This is a genomic window from Rhizobium sp. BK251 (genome assembly GCF_004345245.1).
GTDB lineage: Bacteria > Pseudomonadota > Alphaproteobacteria > Rhizobiales > Rhizobiaceae > Rhizobium.
The window spans coordinates 226,628-243,646 of sequence record NZ_SLUQ01000007.1; the positions used below are offsets into that span (position 1 = coordinate 226,628).

The 17,019-nt window shown below is 62.7% G+C and carries 17 protein-coding genes; 13 read left to right on the forward strand and 4 right to left on the reverse strand.

All coding sequences use genetic code 11. The features are described from left to right. Nucleotides 1-127: 127 nt before the first annotated feature. Entirely contained in the window at nt 128-958 is an 831-nt protein-coding gene (locus EV286_RS19095) for an enoyl-CoA hydratase (RefSeq protein WP_132958745.1), read from the forward strand. 141 nt (nt 959-1,099) lie between these two features. Continuing rightward, nucleotides 1,100-1,708 (forward strand): LysE family translocator, encoded by a 609-nt coding sequence (locus tag EV286_RS19100; RefSeq protein ID WP_132958746.1) that lies wholly within the window; start codon nt 1,100-1,102, stop codon nt 1,706-1,708. A 4-nt stretch (nt 1,709-1,712) separates the two neighbouring features. On the opposite strand, the gene EV286_RS19105 is transcribed toward EV286_RS19100, so the two are convergent. Further along, nucleotides 1,713-2,549 (reverse strand): EamA family transporter, encoded by an 837-nt coding sequence (locus EV286_RS19105; protein WP_132958747.1) that lies wholly within the window; start codon nt 2,547-2,549, stop codon nt 1,713-1,715. 364 nt (nt 2,550-2,913) lie between these two features. After that, complete coding sequence (locus EV286_RS19110) at nt 2,914-3,243, reverse strand: hypothetical protein (RefSeq protein ID WP_132958748.1); 330 nt, start codon at nt 3,241-3,243, stop codon at nt 2,914-2,916. A gap of 159 nt (nt 3,244-3,402) precedes the next feature. Here EV286_RS19110 and EV286_RS19115 point away from each other — a divergent pair, with 159 nt between their 5' ends. The 11 genes from EV286_RS19115 to EV286_RS19165 all read left to right on the forward strand — a co-directional run bounded on the left by EV286_RS19115 (nt 3,403) and on the right by EV286_RS19165 (nt 14,165). After that, entirely contained in the window at nt 3,403-3,831 is a 429-nt protein-coding gene (locus EV286_RS19115) for a CoA-binding protein (RefSeq protein ID WP_132958749.1), read from the forward strand. Nucleotides 3,832-3,964: 133 nt separating this feature from the next. Continuing rightward, nucleotides 3,965-5,248 (forward strand): O-acetylhomoserine aminocarboxypropyltransferase, encoded by a 1,284-nt coding sequence (locus EV286_RS19120; protein ID WP_132958750.1) that lies wholly within the window; start codon nt 3,965-3,967, stop codon nt 5,246-5,248. Between the two features lie 93 nt (nt 5,249-5,341). Beyond that, nucleotides 5,342-7,042: a Na/Pi symporter gene (locus EV286_RS19125; protein ID WP_132958751.1), complete on the forward strand. Its 1,701-nt coding sequence runs from the start codon at nt 5,342-5,344 to the stop codon at nt 7,040-7,042. Between the two features lie 240 nt (nt 7,043-7,282). Next, nucleotides 7,283-7,912 carry a carbonic anhydrase gene (locus EV286_RS19130; RefSeq protein ID WP_245500759.1) on the forward strand — a complete coding sequence of 210 codons (630 nt, stop codon included), beginning with the start codon at nt 7,283-7,285 and terminating at the stop codon, nt 7,910-7,912. A gap of 151 nt (nt 7,913-8,063) precedes the next feature. After that, on the forward strand, nt 8,064-8,681 hold the full coding sequence (locus EV286_RS19135; protein WP_132958753.1) for a LysE family transporter: 618 nt from the start codon (nt 8,064-8,066) through the stop codon (nt 8,679-8,681). Between the two features lie 2 nt (nt 8,682-8,683). Beyond that, nucleotides 8,684-9,028 carry a cupin domain-containing protein gene (locus EV286_RS19140; RefSeq protein WP_132959043.1) on the forward strand — a complete coding sequence of 115 codons (345 nt, stop codon included), beginning with the start codon at nt 8,684-8,686 and terminating at the stop codon, nt 9,026-9,028. A 341-nt stretch (nt 9,029-9,369) separates the two neighbouring features. Beyond that, on the forward strand, nt 9,370-10,389 hold the full coding sequence (gene pstS, locus EV286_RS19145) for a phosphate ABC transporter substrate-binding protein PstS (protein WP_132958754.1): 1,020 nt from the start codon (nt 9,370-9,372) through the stop codon (nt 10,387-10,389). An 82-nt stretch (nt 10,390-10,471) separates the two neighbouring features. Next, nucleotides 10,472-11,455: a phosphate ABC transporter permease subunit PstC gene (pstC, locus tag EV286_RS19150; protein WP_132958755.1), complete on the forward strand. Its 984-nt coding sequence runs from the start codon at nt 10,472-10,474 to the stop codon at nt 11,453-11,455. Between the two features lie 2 nt (nt 11,456-11,457). Continuing rightward, a complete protein-coding gene (gene pstA / locus EV286_RS19155; protein WP_132958756.1) occupies nt 11,458-12,309 on the forward strand; it encodes a phosphate ABC transporter permease PstA in 852 nt (283 codons plus the stop codon). Next, complete coding sequence (pstB, locus tag EV286_RS19160) at nt 12,306-13,115, forward strand: phosphate ABC transporter ATP-binding protein PstB (protein WP_132958757.1); 810 nt, start codon at nt 12,306-12,308, stop codon at nt 13,113-13,115. The genes pstA and pstB overlap by 4 nt, the downstream gene beginning before the upstream one ends. A 240-nt stretch (nt 13,116-13,355) precedes the next feature. After that, the gene (locus EV286_RS19165) at nt 13,356-14,165 is read left to right on the forward strand and encodes a DUF1194 domain-containing protein (protein WP_132958758.1); all 810 of its coding nucleotides are present in this window, start codon (nt 13,356-13,358) and stop codon (nt 14,163-14,165) included. Here EV286_RS19165 and EV286_RS19170 read toward each other — a convergent pair whose 3' ends face one another. After that, complete coding sequence (locus tag EV286_RS19170; protein ID WP_132958759.1) at nt 14,166-15,416, reverse strand: cytochrome P450; 1,251 nt, start codon at nt 15,414-15,416, stop codon at nt 14,166-14,168. 116 nt (nt 15,417-15,532) lie between these two features. Continuing rightward, nucleotides 15,533-16,783 carry a GGDEF domain-containing protein gene (locus tag EV286_RS19175; protein ID WP_132958760.1) on the reverse strand — a complete coding sequence of 417 codons (1,251 nt, stop codon included), beginning with the start codon at nt 16,781-16,783 and terminating at the stop codon, nt 15,533-15,535. Nucleotides 16,784-17,019 lie beyond the last annotated feature (236 nt).

Consider the following 17,019-nt stretch of genomic DNA (forward strand, 5'->3'; position numbering starts at 1 on the left):
GTGCCAGCTCAATTGTTGCCGGTGGCGTTTTGTGGGCTTTAAATCCGGGCTCCCTAAGCGTTTGCTCTTGCTAGCGGCTTTGTGGCAAAAAGCACTATCACAAATGCTGCTGCGGGGGAGTTAGACGATGGCCGAGGTTGTTTCCTTCAGGAAGGACGGGGCGAAGGATGAACATGGTATCGTGCTTTCATCTCTGAAGGACCAGGTCCTGCGGCTGACGCTCAACAATCCGCCGGCCAACACGCTGTCTATCGCCATGAAACAGGCCCTGAGCGACAGGCTCGACAGGGCCGAGGCGGATAGCGAGGTGCATGTCATCATCATCGCCGCCAGCGGTGCCGTCTTTTCCGCCGGCCACGACCTGAAGGAGCTGACCGCGCACCGCGCCGACGAGGATGGCGGCCGAGCCTTCTTCGACACTACCTTCCGCCTGGCGGGCGAGCTCATGATGAAGATCACCCGGCTCTCCAAGCCGGTCATTGCCGAGATCGACGGCCTGGCGACGGCCGCCGGCTGCCAGCTCGTTGCCTCCTGCGATCTTGCGATCTGCACCGATACCTCGACCTTCTGCACGCCGGGCGTCAATATCGGGCTCTTCTGCTCGACGCCTGCGGTTGCCGTATCGCGCGCCGCCCATCGCAAGCAGGCGATGGAGATGCTGCTGACCGGCGAGACGATCGACGCGTCCACCGCCAAGGATTTCGGCCTCGTGAACCGCATCGTGCCGAAGCAATATCTGACGCAGGTGGTCCAGAAGTACGCTTCCGTTATCGCGAGCAAATCGCCGCTGACGCTGAAGATCGGCAAGCAGGCCTTCTACAGGCAGGCCGAGATGTCGCTCGAGGACGCATACGACTATGCGGCCGGAGTAATGGTGGAAAACATGCTGACGAAGGACGCCGAGGAGGGTATCGGCGCCTTCCTTGGCAAGCGGCGCGCAGAGTGGACCGGAGAATAGGCCGCCTCCTCTCGCACCTTGGTCGGTCATGCCGCCCGCAAGGTCCGTTACATCTGTAATTTTCTTTCCCCGCCGCTGACACGGCCTTGAAACGGTGCTCCGCGAAAAGGGAAGCCCGTTCTCGGTTCGGATACTCGCCACATGCCGATGCAGGCGCTGCCGCTTCTCGCTTCCGTTTCCTTCATGCCCGGCCTTTGCATGATGCTCGCTCTTAACCTCGGAATGCAGGTCGGGGTGCTGCGCACCCTCTGGATGATGATCGGTGAACTCACGGGTATCGGCGTCGTCGCCGGGCTAGCGCTCAGCGGGGTCTCTGCCCTCATGTTCGCGGTGCCGGAAACCGCGAAGGTGATCACCGTTCTGTGCGCTGCCTATCTCTTCTATCTCGGGGTCAGGATCGCGCTTACAAGGCCCGCTCACGCCGCCGATGGCGAAGCGGATGCGGTGGGCGGCATGTCGCGCTGGCAACTGGCGCGGACCGGGTTCCTGTCGGCGGTGACGAACCCCAAGGCCTGGATCCTCTATGCATCGCTTCTGCCGCCCTTCATCGAGCCGACGCGTGCCGTTGCTCCGCAATTCCTGCTGATCATCATCCTGCTGCTGGTGGTCGAGTTTGTGTCGCTCGTCGTTTATGCGAGCGGCGGGCGAACGCTCGGGCGCTTCGTCACGGACAAGTTTTGGCTGAGAGCGATCAACGTCCTCTCGGGAGGGATGATCATCGCCTTCGCCGCGGAGATGCTGGCTATCTAGCGCACTATCCGAGCCGCATGACCAGAACGCCGCCGGCGATGATCGCGCCCGCGAGATAGCGCCACGGGCTGGCTTTTTCCTTCAGCACCAGTACCGAGATCAGCAGCGCGAAAAGGATGGATGTCTCCCGAAGCGCGGCGACCGAAGCGACGGGTGCCTTGGTCATCGCCCAGAGGGCCAGGCCGTAGGAGGCGATCGAGCCCGCGCCGCCGATGAGGCCGCGCCACCAGTTGCCGCGGACATGAAGGGCGACCGCGGGCAGACCCCGCCGCCAGATCGCCCAGATGAAGAGGAGCACGGGCGGCAACAGGGACATCCAAAGCGTGTAGGAGACCGCATTTCCTGAGCTCCGGGCGCCGATGCCGTCGACGTAGGTATAGGTGGCGATGACGACGGCATTGCAGAGCGCGAGGATGATCGCATGCCGGCCGCCTCGCCGCGCTTCGAAGGCCAGCGTCATGATGCCGGCGCAAATCGTCAGCGTCCCGATGAGTGCCGCACCGGACAGCGCCTCGCCGAGAATGAAACTGCTGGTCGCAACGACGAGCAGTGGAGCCACGCCTCGCATGAGTGGATAGACGACGCCGATATCGCCGGCGCGATAGGCCCCGGCCACCAACTGGAAATAGATGAACTGCAAAACCGCCGAGGCGCCGATGAAGGGCCAAGCGGCCGGCTGCGGGTAGGGCAGAATCGGCAGGAAGGGAAGGGCGGCGACCGCGGCTCCCGCAGAGATCAGCGTCGCGTCCAGCGACTTGTCGCGGCCGGCCTTGATGATGGCGTTCCAGGTCGCATGAAGCAGGGCGCCGAGGAGGACGAGCAGGACGACATCAAGCGACAAGAAGGGCCTCTGGGTTCGATTCGCGGGGGTTAAATTAAGGGCAAACTTCGTTCAGATATTGAATAAAATCGAGGCAGAAAGTTAACCTGCACGATTTACGTTCAGCGGTCCTTGACTTCAACTATGAGATGTTTCTAATTCACGGGTGAACAGAAAGTAAACATAAAGCGAATAAATGGGCACATTGCACTATTCTACCGAATGACCCGATAGGCAAAGCCGAAAGTGGAGCCGTTTCGTTTCCTTTTTTGCTCGATGTGCCTCCGCCGCGCATGATTCGGGGCGCGCCGTTATTTCGCGGCCCCTGCCGAAAATATGTTCAATTCCATTCCGGGCTGCGAACTCCCGCCTCCGCGCAGCGCACTCAAAGATGGTTGTCTGGAATGAACTGCATACCATCAAGGTTGTTCTTCAGCTGGCAGTTCAGGACCGGGCAGGTGGGGTCGTTGCGGGTCGGAATATTCACCCATTCGGCATATCTTTCTATATCGCAGAAGTTGCCGTCCACCACATAGCGGTCATAGAGGGTCATGCCCTTCGCCCGCTTCGACGGATAGCGGAAGATGACCGCGCCTTCTCGGCGGACGGCGTTGCGGGCCTGCTCGCAGGTCATCGACAGGGAGTTGTAGCGCGAGATTGCAAGCGCCGGCGAGGCGGCTGCGACGAGCGCAAGGACGAGGGCTATTCTCTTCATGGCGTGCGCCTTTTCGGTTTCCATGCCTATATACGTCTGAAAGGGCCATTCAGTTGCAGGAAGTTTCGGTCATCGGCTTTGCCTCGAGGCCGAAGACCGGCGGATGATTGCGAGCCAGGGTTGAAACCGTTAGAAAACGAAGATCCGAAGGACGATCGAATGAACCACGACAGCTATGACGATGCCTATCTGGCGGGGATATTGACCTCCGTCAGGAGAATAGCACTGACCGGCGCCTCGCCGAACCCGGCGCGTCCGAGCAACGGTGTGATGGGATACCTGCTCTCGCGCGGCTACGAGGTGATCCCCGTCAATCCCGGCCAGGCCGGCAAGCAGATCCACGGCCAGACGGTCTATGCCCGGCTTGCCGACATTCCCGGGCCGGTCGACATGGTCGACGTCTTCCGGGCCTCGGAATATCTGCCGCAGGTGGTCGACGAAGTGCTGGCACTGGAGATCCTGCCGAAGGTGATCTGGTCGCAGCTCGGCGTGCGCGACGATGCTGCCGCAGCACGGGCCGAGGCCGCCGGCATCAAGGTGGTGATGAACCGCTGCCCGGCGATAGAGCTTCCGCGTCTCGCGGCGTAATGCTTTTGAGGCGCAGCGCCGAGGCAGCGGATTTTTCTCGGAAATATGCAACTTTAGCAAGGGATTGCGGTTAACTTTCAAATGCCGGAAGTTATGATCCGGTCGTTCGGCATGACCAATCGGAGGAGACACGATGGCGAAGAATGAACCCGGTTTCGATACTCTGGCAGTCCATGCGGGCGCGCAGCCGGACCCTACGACCGGTGCCCGCGCGACGCCGATCTACCAGACCACGGCCTATGTCTTCAAAGATGCCGACCATGCCGCGGCGCTCTTCGGGCTCGAGCAGCCGGGCAACATCTACACGCGCATCATGAACCCGACGCAGGCGGTACTGGAGGAGCGCGTCGCAGCCCTCGAGGGCGGTACGGCCGCGGTGGCGGTGGCAACCGGGCATGCTGCGCAGCTCATCACCTTCCACACGCTGATGCGCCCGGGCGACAATTTCGTCGCCGCCCGCCGGCTCTATGGCGGCTCGATCAACCAGTTTGGCCATGCCTTCGAGAATTTCGGCTGGCAGGTGCGCTGGGCCGACCCGGCCGACCCCGCCGCCTTCGAGGCCCAGATCGACGGATTGACGCGGGCGATCTTCATCGAGAGCCTCGCCAATCCGGGCGGCACCTTCGTCGATATCGCGGCGATCGCCGAGGTGGCGCACAGGCATGGCGTGCCGCTGATCGTCGACAACACCATGGCGAGCCCCTACCTCATCCGCCCGCTGGAGCACGGCGCAGATATCGTCGTGCATTCGATGACGAAATTTCTGGGCGGCCATGGAAATTCCATGGGCGGCATCATCGTCGACGGCGGAACCTTCGACTGGTCGAGATCCGGCAACTATCCCATGCTTTCCAGGCCGCGGCCGGAATATAACGGCACGGTGCTGCACAAGGCGTTCGGGAATGTCGCCTTCGCGATCGCCGCGCGCGTGCTCGGCCTGCGCGATCTCGGGCCGTCGATCTCCCCCTTCAACGCCTTCTTGATCCTTACCGGCATAGAGACGCTGCCGCTGCGCATGCAGCGCCACTGCGACAATGCGTTGGCTGTCGCCAAGTGGCTGAAGAGCCATTCCAAGGTTGCCTGGGTCAATTATGCCGGGCTCGAGGACGATGCCAATCACGCCCTGCAGCAGCACTACTCGCCGAAAGGCGCGGGTGCGGTCTTTACCTTCGGCCTGAGGGGCGGCTACGAGGCCGGCAAGAATTTCGTCGAAGGGCTGGAACTCTTTTCGCACCTCGCCAATATCGGCGACACGCGCTCGCTGGTCATCCATCCGGCCTCGACGACACACCGGCAGCTGACGGACGAACAGAAGATCTCCGCCGGTGCCGGCCCCGACGTCGTGCGCCTCTCGATCGGCATCGAGGACGCCAAGGACATCATCGCCGACCTGGAGCAGTCGCTTTCGAGAGTCTAAATCCTGTTGCCCAGCTTTGTGATGCAAGCAGCACGCGCATAAGTTAGGCTATGACCAGTTTGTAGCCGAACCGCACAGGCTGGGGAGACTTTCATGCCGACAGCGATTGCCGTTCTTGGCGGGGTTGGGTTGTTCCTTCTCGGCATGACCGTCATGACTGGCGGCCTGAAGGCGATGGCCGGCTCCGCTCTTCGCGTCATTCTTGGCAAGGCAGCCGCCACGCCGCTCTCCGGCGCCTTCTGGGGTGCGCTTGTCACGCTCCTCGTTCAATCGTCGAGTGCCGTGACGATGACGACGATCGGTCTCGTAAGCGCTGGCCTTCTGACATTTCCGCAGGGGCTCGGCCTTGTGTTCGGCGCCAATATCGGCACGACGGGAACGGGTTGGCTGGTGGCGCTGATTGGCGTGCGGGTCTCGCTTTCGGCCTATGCGCTGCCGCTGATATTCATCGGGGCGTTGGCCAAGCTCATCGGAAGCGGCCGGATCGCGGCAGCGGGCGGCGCGCTCGCGGGCTTCGCACTCGTACTCTACGGTCTGACGACCCTTCAACAGGGTATGGGCGGTCTTGCCGAGTCACTGCATCCGTCCGACCTGCCTGCGGTGCTCGGCACGCCGGGCGTTGGTTGGGGCGAGGGAACAATGGGGCTCCTGACCCTGATCGTCGCCGGCCTTGCCATGACCGCAGTCATGCAATCCTCGACGGCTTCCATCGCAGTAACGATTTCAGCTTTCTATGCAGGAGCCGTGAACCTCGAACAGGGTGCCGCACTCATCATCGGCCAGAATATCGGGACGGCAACCAGTTCCGCATTGGCTGCAATCGGCGCCAGCACGACGGCTAAACGCCTCGCGCTTGCCTACGTGCTCTTCAAACTGATCGCGGCGCTCATCGCCATCGCCGCCTTTCCGTTTACCGCGGCGCTGATGAAATCATTGTCTTCGTCGATTGGCGGAGTGACGCTCCTGGCCGCCTACCACACGGCCTATAACGTCGTGGGCGTCGCGGTGCTGCTCCCCGCCACGCAATGGTTCACTCGCTTGGTGGAGCGCCTTCTGCCCTCGAAGCAAACAGCGCTTCAACGTGCGCTCGATCCGAGCGCGCTCGCCAACCCGGTGATCGCCATCGAGACCGCCCGCCGTGTTGTCGCTGATGTCCTCAGAACAACCTCGGCTTCGGTTTGTACCGCGCTTTTGGGTGGCGCCAGCCCTTCGGCGCAGAGCGCGGCAGCGGGCGCCACGCTCGAACAGGTGCGAGACTTCTTGTCGGAGCTGAAGGAGCCTCCGGAGACGGAGGGCGAACGGCTGCGCATGACGAGCACCTTGCACGCCCTCGATCATGCCTCACGCTTGGTCGAGCTCCTGTCGGATGGCACTCTCCCGGGATCGCCAGCGGGTGCGGGCCATGACTCTCGTCTCGCCGAACTGTGCGTGAAGGCAATGCGCGCGGCGCAGGAAATTGATGACTCGATCACATCGGAAGCCGCCCTTAGCCTGCAGGCGCCGCCGATCGGCTGGAACGTCTCGGCAGAGATCGCCAAGGCGCTGACGGTAATGGAAGGCGCAGCATCGGAGCTCGACGCCCTGCAGCGCGACTATCGCGCTGCGACACTTGCGTCTGCTGCACGCGGAGATCTGACAGCGGCAGATGCCTTCTCACGGATCGAGACCGCCCGCCTGCTCGACCAGATTGTCCATCACGCCTGGCGATCGTCGGCGCATCTTCTTGGCCTCGGCGAGGTTCCCAATGGGGCGATAGTCGAACCTGGAGACAGAAGCCGACGAGAATTCACCTGAGGGTAGCCTCGCGCTCACCTGTTTTGACTACTTGCGCAAGGAAGGCTCCGGCGTTGCCATGCAGGGCCGGCTTGCCGGTTTCGACATCGTCAATCTTGGGAGGCGAAGATGAATGGTTTCGCGCAACACCCTGCCGCAGATTGCGGCTGTATTGGCTGTTCGACAAGTCAGGCGGCCGCGGCGAGCGAGGCGGCTTTCTCGCGCCGCCGCTTTCTCTGCACCACATTGGGAACCGCAACAATGCTGGCTGGCGTTGCCGCCTCATCCGGCGGGCCAGCATTCGCACAAAGCACGCTGACGCCCGACGAGGCGCTCGAGGCAATGATGGATGGAAACAAGCGCTTCATTGCCGGGCAGCTCCAGTCTCTCAATGAAGACCTTTCGATTCTGAAGGCCAAGACGGCAGAGAAGCAGGAGCCTTTCGCGGCCGTGCTGTCCTGCGCCGATTCACGTGTGCCGGTGGAATATGTCTTTGACCAGAGCATCGGCCAGCTCTTCGTTGTGCGCGTCGCAGGAAATATCGCGACGCCGGAGATCACCGCCAGCCTCGAATACGGCATTGCTGTTCTAGGCGCGAAGGTTCTTATGGTTCTCGGCCACAGCAATTGCGGTGCAGTCAAGGCGGCCATGGAAGCCAAACCGGTGCCCGGTCAGATCGGCGCGCTCTATGCGCCGCTTTGGCCAGCGGTGAATGCCGCAGGTAATAACCTTGAGACTGCCATAGATGAGAACGCGAAGATTCAGGCGACGTTGCTCAGCCGAACCTCGACCGTTATCGCGCAGGCCATCCAGGAGGGCAAGCTCAAGGTTGTCGCCGGTCGCTACGATATAGCAACCGGCGTAGTCTCGCTCCTTGGTGAAGCCCGCTGATCCCAACCCTCGTTTACGCGCAACGCTCGGCAGCGTGGTCGCTATGATGATTGCTCGGGCTGTGGTATGGCCGATGCCCGGACGGCTGGCGGCAATCGCCGGCATCGTCGACGTCCGCATTGCGCAATTCCATACGCAAGGATGAAACTCCATGTTTCTTGTTTCCGTCGCCACCATCTGGGCGGTGGCCGCCATCACCCCGGGGCCGAATTTCTTCATCGTGGTGCGCACCGCGCTCGAGGGATCGCGCAACGCCGCCCTTGCGGTGATCGCAGGGGTCGTCCTCGGCACGCTCGGCTGGGGAGTGGCGGGATGGCTCGGGATCAGCGCGCTGTTTGCCGCCGCGCCCTTTGCCTATCTGTTCCTGAAGATCGCCGGCGGAGCCTATCTCCTGTGGCTCGGAGCGAAGCTGCTCTGGAGGACATGGCAGGGTGCAACGGGGGCAGGGCCGGACGTTGCCCAGCCGGGCCTGACCGCAAGGCAGGCTTTTCTTTCGGGGCTTGCGACCAACCTCGCCAATCCGAAGTCGGCGTTCTTCGTCGCCAGTCTCTTTGCCGCGACGCTGCCGGCGCAGCATAGCTGGCTGCAGGGGGCGGCAGCGGTCGCGACGATGGTGCTGGTGTCGTCGCTCTGGTACACCTTCGTGCTGATCGTTCTGCGCAATCCGGCCGTTGCCGGAGCCTATTTGCGCGGCCGCAGGGTCATCGATGCCGCTGCCGGTGCGATCTTCATGGGCTTCGGCTTCAAGCTCCTGACCTCGGCGCGCTGATGATGGCGAGCTTCCTCACCTTCGATATCGAGAACATCGAGCCCGAGTCCGGCGCGCCGCCTTCGGACCGGATCATTGCGGGCGAACCCACGTTTCGGACATGGAATATCGAGGAGGCCGAGGGCGGCCTCTATGCCGGCATCTGGGAGGCGACGCCCGGCAAGTGGCGCATTGCCTACGAGGAATGGGAATATTTCAGCGTCCTCTCCGGCCATTCGATCGTTACGGAGGACGGTGGCGAGCCGATGCACCTGCGTGCCGGCGACCGCATGATCCTGAGACCTGGGTTCAAGGGAACCTGGGAAGTCGTTGAAACGACTCTCAAGAACTACGTGATCCGCATCTAGGAGCCGGCCAACCCGATCGCGGCCGGTCGCGGGGAGTAACGATGACGTGATTGCCGCGGCCTGCGGCAAACGGGCGCGGCGCCGGACCGCCAGGCGACGCAAGTTGCTGATAGGTAAGGTCAATGGACCGCACGCGCCCTAAAGTAAGAGCCATTTCAAGTGCTTGGCGAGCCTTGCCTTGCGCCTGTTGCTCTCGCTGAACTGTCATCAAACTGAAACAAACGCTCTGTAGCCCCTTGCCCGTGGCCGGTATCCGACGCGGCAATCCCCCAAGGAATCCCCCTCCTTAGCGCGCGTCCCCGGCTCGTCACCTTTGATCCTTTCACGGAAGTGGGACGCAAATGAACAAGAGAATCCTCGCACTCTTTCTCTCCGCCGGCATCGCAGCCGTCACGGCGGCTACGGCTTCGGCCGCCGACATCACCGGCGCTGGCTCGACCTTCGTCTATCCGGTACTTTCGAAGTGGTCGGCCGACTACAACAAGGCAACCGGCGACAAGCTGAACTACCAGTCGATCGGTTCGGGCGGCGGCATCGCGCAGATCAAGGCTGCGACCGTCGATTTCGGCGCCTCCGATGCGCCGCTCAAGCCGGAAGATCTGGCGGCGGGCGGCTTCGGCCAGTTTCCTGTGGTGGTCGGCGGCATCGTTCCGGTCATCAACGTCAAGGGCATCAAGTCCGGCGAATTGAAGCTCTCGGGCAAGGTTCTCGGCGACATTTTCCTCGGCAACATCACCAAGTGGAACGACAAGGCGATCGCAGACCTGAACCCGGGCCTCAAGCTGCCCGACTCGCAGATCGCCGTCGTTCACCGCTCTGATGGCTCCGGCACCAGCTTCAACTGGACCAACTACCTCTCCAAGACCAACGCGGACTGGAAGTCCAAGGTGGGCGAGGGCACGGCCGTCAACTGGCCGGTCGGCATCGGCGGCAAGGGCAACGAAGGCGTCGCTGCCTATGTCACGCGCGTCAAGGATTCGATCGGCTATGTCGAATATGCCTATGCGCTGCAGAACAAGCTGCCCTACGCCCTGATCGAGAACGCCGCCGGCAAGTTCCCGAAGCCGAACGCGGAAAGCTTCTCTGCCGCTGCCGCTAGCGCCGAGTGGGAAAAGGCCCAGGACTTCTACCTCATCATGACCAACGCACCGGGCGAGAAAGCCTGGCCGGTGACCGCGACCACGTGGGCGATCATGTACAAGGAACCGAAGGACGCCGAGCGCTCAAAGGCCGCCTTCGCCTTCTTCAAGTGGGCGCTGGAGAACGGCCAGAAGGAAGCTTCTGCGCTGGACTACGTTCCGCTACCCGCCACGCTCGTGAAGCAGATCGAGACCTACTGGTCGGCGCAGTTCAAGAGCTGAACGGCTGAAAGGGCGGGATGGCACAATCCCGCCCTTTCGCCTTGAGGCAGGATCGACAGCGACCGAAAGTGAGCGCATCACCATGAGCGAGGCCCTTGCGCCAAACTCCCCGCAGGCGCGGGGGGCGGGCAGGAGGCGGTCGACGACCGCCTTCGGAGACCGCATCTTCCATTGGATCGTCCTTGTCTGCGGGCTCTTCGTGCTCGCGGCGTTGCTGGCTGCGGCCCTCTCGATGGCCTGGGGCGGTATGCTCGCCTTTCGCACCTTCGGGCTTGGCTTCGTCTACGGCACGGAGTGGGATCCGGTCGCCGGCGTGTTTGCCGCTCTCGTGCCGATCTACGGCACGCTGGTCACGTCGGCACTGGCGATGCTCATCGGCGTGCCGATCAGCCTCGGGGTTGCGGTCTTCGTGACCGAGGTTGCGCCGCGCTGGCTGCGCGGGCCGATCGGCGGCGCGATCGAGCTTCTCGCCGGCGTACCGAGCATCATCTACGGCATGTGGGGGCTCTTCTCCTTCGCACCGGTCATGTCGGATTACGTCCAGCCCTTTCTGATCGACTGGCTGGGGCCGTTGCCGTTCATCGGTGCGCTCTTCAGTGGCGCGCCGCTCGGCATCGGCATGCTGACCTCCGGGACCGTGCTCGCGATCATGATCATCCCCTATATCTCGTCCGTCATGCGTGACGTCTTCCTCGTCGTACCGCCGCAGCTCAAGGAATCGGCCTACGCGCTCGGCTCTACGAGATGGGAGGTGGTGCGCGACATCGTCATTCCGCATACGCGCACGGCGGTCGTGGGCGGCATCTTCCTCGGCCTCGGACGCGCGTTGGGTGAGACGATGGCCGTCACCTTCGTTCTAGGCAATACCCACAACATCGCGATCTCGCTGATGGAGCCGGGCAACTCGATTGCCGCGGCGATCGCCAACGAGTTCACCGAGGCCGACACGGACGTCTATCTTTCATCGCTGATCGCGCTCGGCTTCATCCTCTTCGTCGTCACCTTCATCGTGCTCGCGGCAGCCAAGGTCATGCTGCTGCGCATAGCGCGGCAGCGGGGGGAATAGGCATGGCAAGGTCCAGCTCCCTTTATCGATATCGCCAGATCAAGAGCATCATCGCGCTCACGCTGGCGACGCTCGCGACCGGCCTCGGCCTCGTCTTCCTTGCCTGGATCCTCGGGTCGACGCTTCTCAACGGCTTCGAGGCGCTGAGTGTCAAGCTCTTCACGGAGATGACGCCGCCGCCGGGCGAGGACGGCGGGCTTGCCAACGCCTTCGTCGGCAGCCTCCTCATGGTGGTGCTCGCCGTCGGCCTCGGCGCACCGATCGGCATTTTCGCCGGGACCTATCTCGCCGAATACAGCCGCGGCAAGCTGATCGGCGAGGTCATCCGCTTCGTCAACGACATCCTGCTCTCGGCGCCCTCGATCATCATTGGCCTCTTCGTCTATGAACTGGTGGTGCGCCAGACCGGTCATTTCTCGGGCTATGCCGGGGGGATCGCGCTCGCCTTCATCTTCCTGCCGGTCGTGGTGCGCACGACCGACGAGATGCTGCGCCTCGTGCCCGACGTCATGCGCGAGGCGGCACTTTCGCTTGGGATCCCGCGATGGAAGGTGACGGTCAACGTGCTCTACAAGTCTGCCGCGACCGGCATCCTAACGGGCGTCCTGCTCGCCGTCGCTCGCATTTCCGGCGAGACCGCGCCGCTGCTCTTCACCGCGCTCAACAACCAGTACTGGACGACGGACCTTGCCGAGCCGATGGCCAACATTCCCGTCGTCATCTTCCAATACGCCATGAGCCCCTATGACGAATGGCATGCGCTCGCATGGGCCGGAGCCTTCGTCATGACGATCTTCGTCCTCCTTCTCAGCATCGGCTCGCGCGCACTGATCAACCGCAGGAATGCAAGATGAAGCCTGAACTCGCCAGTACAATCGACAGCCGCCCGCCGTCTCCTCTATCCCCGGACCAGAAGCTGGTGCTGGAGAATGTGGACTTCTTCTACGGCGACGCGCGGGCGCTCAAGGATGTGAGCCTAGCCTTTCCGGAGAAGAAGGTTTCGGCCCTGATCGGACCCTCGGGCTGCGGCAAGTCCACGCTGCTGCGCATCCTGAACCGCATCTACATGCTCTATCCGAAGCAGCGCGCGACGGGCCGGGTGATACTCGACGGCGACGACATTCTCGATGATCGCTATCCGATGAACGATCTGCGCGCCCGCGTCGGCATGGTTTTCCAGAAGCCGGTACCGTTCCCGATGTCGATCTACGACAACATCGCCTATGGCATCCGCCATCACGAGCGCCTCTCCAAGCCGGAGATGGACGTGCGCGTGGAGCTGGCGCTGCGCCAGGCGGCGCTCTGGGATGAAGTGAAGGACAAGCTGAAAGGCAGCGGTCTCGGACTTTCCGGCGGCCAGCAGCAGCGCCTCTGCATCGCGCGCGCAGTGGCGCTTCGCCCGGAAGTCCTGCTTCTCGACGAGCCGACCTCGGCGCTCGACCCGATCTCGACCGCCAAGGTGGAGGAGCTGATCGCCCAGTTGAAGGCGGACTTCACGATTGTCATCGTGACCCACAACATGCAGCAGGCAAGCCGCATCTCCGACATGACGGCGTTCATGTATCTCGGAGAACTCGTCGAATACGGTGCGACCGGGCAGATATTCCAGGCGCCGAAGAACAAGCGCACCGAGGACTATATTACCGGCCGCTACGGCTGAGCCTGCCGCTACGCGAGCTCCCGGCGGGATCCGAAGGTGACCGCTTTCGCATTTTGCTGCAGAGTTGATCGGCGGGGTGGTTGACGCCCGGCGCAGGGAGCGGCATTTTCATATTCACAAGTCCTAAAATACAAGGGCGATACTTTCCTATACTTGGCATTGAAGATCACACGCCGTCGCCCGGCAGTAACGCCGGGCCGGCGTAATGAGCCGAAACAGATTTTCCTGTGGGGGGATGACATGTTGGAGGGAAAGAGCGCCCTGTTGAGGCATGCCTCGTTGTTGCTCGTATGTGCTCTTCTCGCGGGGGCCTGCCCGCGCGTCGCCGAAAGCGACCAGAGCCTCGATGTTTCGCTTGTCATTGCCGCCGATGTCTCCACCTCGATGGATGCCGAGGAAAAGGCGCTGCAGCAGCAGGGCTTCGCGGAGGCCTTCCGTCGTCCCGAGGTCGTGGAGGCAATCCGCCGCGGCCGGCATGGCAGGATTGCGGTTACCTATGTGGAATGGGGCGGCGAGCGGCAACAGAGGCTTGTCGTGCCCTGGACCGTCATAGCGACGGAGGAGGATGCCTGGCGGTTTTCAATCGCCCTGGAGCAGAACTTTCCTTCGAAGCTTCGCCGTGGGACGTCGATAAGCGGCGTGCTCGCCTTCGCCTCCCATCTCTTCTACGGGAGCGGCAGTGTCGCCGAGCGCCGTGTCATCAACATTTCCAGCGACGGCATCAACAATGGCGGGCCGCCCCTCCAGGCAATGCGCGACAATCTGGTTGCCCAGGGAGTCACCATCAACGGCATGCCGATCGTCTACAGGAAGCTGGCGGAGAGCATATTGTATGATCCGGATGAGACGGCATCGCCGGAGGCCCTGCAATCCTATTTCCGCAAGGAGGTGATCGGCGGGGCCGGCGCGTTCATCGAGCCGATAGCGACGCCCGCGGACTATTCGGCGGCGATCGCCCGCAAGTTGCTGCGCGAAATCACCGGCGAGGGCTACACGGCTGCGCTCGATCGGACAGTGCACGCGAACCCTTTGCCGAGCCTCGAAAAATAACTATCGCGGCCAGGCGAGGTCCAGCCGCTCCAGACCATGGAAATGGTAGACGTCCTTGACCTGCGGCTTTCGCGCGAGCCGGAGATGCGGAAGGCGTTGAAACAGGATCGGCAGGACGACGTTGAGCTCCAGCCGGGCGAGCGGTGCGCCGATGCAGAAATGGATGCCTGCGCCGAACGAGAGGTTCGGCGCCTCGTTGCGGTCCGGCCTGAAGGTCAGCGGATCGGTGAATTTCGCCGGATCGAGATTGGCGGCGGCGAGGATCATGCTGACCTTGTCGCCGCGCTTGAAGGCGACGCCGTCGATCTCGCAGGCTTCGAGGCACCAGCGCTGGAAGATGTGAACTGGGGCACCGATGCGCAGCGTTTCCTCGACGGTGCGTTCGGTCGTCGCCTCGTCCTTGAAGAGCATTGCGGGATCAAGTCCGCTTTCTAGGATGACGCGCACCGAATTGCCGATCTGGTGGACCGTCGCCTCGTGGCCGGCATTCAGGAGCACGATGGTCGTGGAAACGAGTTCGTCTTCGGTGAGGAACTGGCCCTTGTGCTCCGTATGGATCATGTGGCTGAGGAGGTCGTCGCTCGGGTTTGCCCGGCGCTCGGCGATGACGTTCTTGACGTAATCGGCGAATTCCTTGGCGGCCTGGTCGGCTGCGTCCTCGTCGGCACGGGTGCGGCCGAACATGTACATGCGCACATAGGCATGCGACCATTTCAGGAGCTGCGGCCCCATCTCCTCCGGTATGCCGATCATGCGGGCGATCATGGTGACGGGGATGACGTCGGCAAAGGCGGAAAGCAGCTCCACCTCGCCCTTTTCCTCGAAGCCGTCGATCAGCCTGTTGGCGAGCTCCTCGAGCTCCGGCTTCATCCGCTCTACGTGGCGCGAGACGAAGGCGCGATAGACGAGCGTGCGCAGGCGCGTGTGCTCGGGCGGCTCGATCTCCAGCAGGGAATGGCGTTCGGCGAGATCGAAGTTTTCAAGATGCGGCAGCGGCTCGGCAAGGCCGAGTTCCTCGCGGGTGGCTATATGGAGGATCTGCCGACCGAAGCGGCGGTCGCGGAGCAGCCCGTTCACGATGTCATAGCCGGTGACGAACCACTGCCTCTGCTCCTCCCAGTAAAAGGTGGGACAATGGGCGTGCAGCGCCGCGTAGACGGCATTCGGATCGCCGTAGAAGGCCGGGTCTCGACCGTCGAGGGAGACGCGGCGCGTGGGCGGATCTATGGAAAGCATCGGAGGTATCGTCATCGCGGGCAGGATTAGCCCAAGTCGCGGGGCAGGAAAAGAGACCAAGGGCTTTACGGGCTACATATTCGGTCAGGGCCGCCAAGCGGGGATCTCGTCCGGAACGGAGCGATGGCGCACTACATCCGCGACAGGTTGCCGATGCGGCGCAGCGCGTGGATCTGGTCTTCCAGCGTCGGCACCAGGTCACCGCCTGTCGGATCGGGCGAGGGGACAGATGCGGCCGCCTCCGCCTCACCGAAGACGATAGTGCAGTTACGGCCCGCCGCCTTTGCAGCATAGAGCGCGCGGTCGGCGGCCGAGACCAGCCTGTCGCAATCGGCGCCGTCGGCCGGCGCGATCGCCACGCCGACGCTGACCGTCGCGGGCACGAGAACAGCGCCCGCCTTCGTCGGGAGCCGGGTGAATTCGGTTCTCACAAGTTCTGCAATTGCTTCGGCCTCGACCTGGTCGCGAATTACAACGAAGGCGGCGAATTCCTCGCCGCCAAGTCGTCCGAAGCTGCCGCCCTTCGGCATGAACTGTGCCACGATGCGCGCGAACTCGACGAGCACGGCGTCACCGACCTGATGCCCATGCAGATCGTTGATGCGCTTGAAATGGTCGAGATCGAAGAGGAGGGCTGCGACCTGCCCCTCCGATTGTCGCGCGCGTGCCCTGACATGGCCGAAGTAGTCGAAAAGACCGCGCCGGTTGAGGATGCCTGTCAGCGGATCGGTCACGATCAGCGCACGCAGGTGACGCTCGGATCGCTCCATGATCAGCCGGCTGCTGAGCGCGAAGGCGAGGATGAGAAGGAAGGCCGAGGCGAGCGCTGCCGCTGCGCCATAATTGACGGCGTCGCGGACGCTCGGCTGAGTGACGGCGATCGCGAGCGCCGCGGTGAAGCAAACGCAGGCTTGGATCGAGAAGATCGTCGCAAGCTGCAGCCTCGTCTTGCCGGGACGGCCGGTGATCGGCAGGGCGGCAAACGCCAGCGCGGAAGCGCCCGCCGTCGAGGCAAGATTATAAAGAGCGACACGGTTCGGATAGCTGTCGTTGATCCACGGCAGGAAAACACCCGCAAGCCAGATCGCGACCGGCAACAGGGTCCACCATGCGAATTTCCGGCCGCTGAGGAGAAGGAAGCCGAGGATCCAGCCGGACTGGCCGAGCAGCGCGATGGCGTTGGCGATCTCGATCGAGAGCAGGTTGGGGATCATGCCGCGGGCCGCAACCAGCCCGAAGCCGATGCCGCTCAAGGCAAAGCCGACGCACCAGGCGAGGTAGGCGGACGTCTTGCGGTCATGACGCCAGACCATGAGGAGAATGAGCGCCAGCGTCAGCGCCTCCGAACACCAGATGGCCAGCCCCGTGGGAACGTTGAACATGGCAGTATCGACTCCTCGATTGGCTGGCCATGATGACCGGTCATGTCGCGAAGTATCTCTTATGGGAATGGTAAAGATTTGATTGCTGCCGGGGGGAGGATATTGCCCCGCGGGCACATGTCCGTGCGCGAGGGCGGAATTTCACCCTTCCTTCATCCTGCCAAGATCGAAACCTGTGGAAGAAGGTGTCCGCAATACATATTTGAGGAACAAATTAGACAGTCGACATGAAGAAT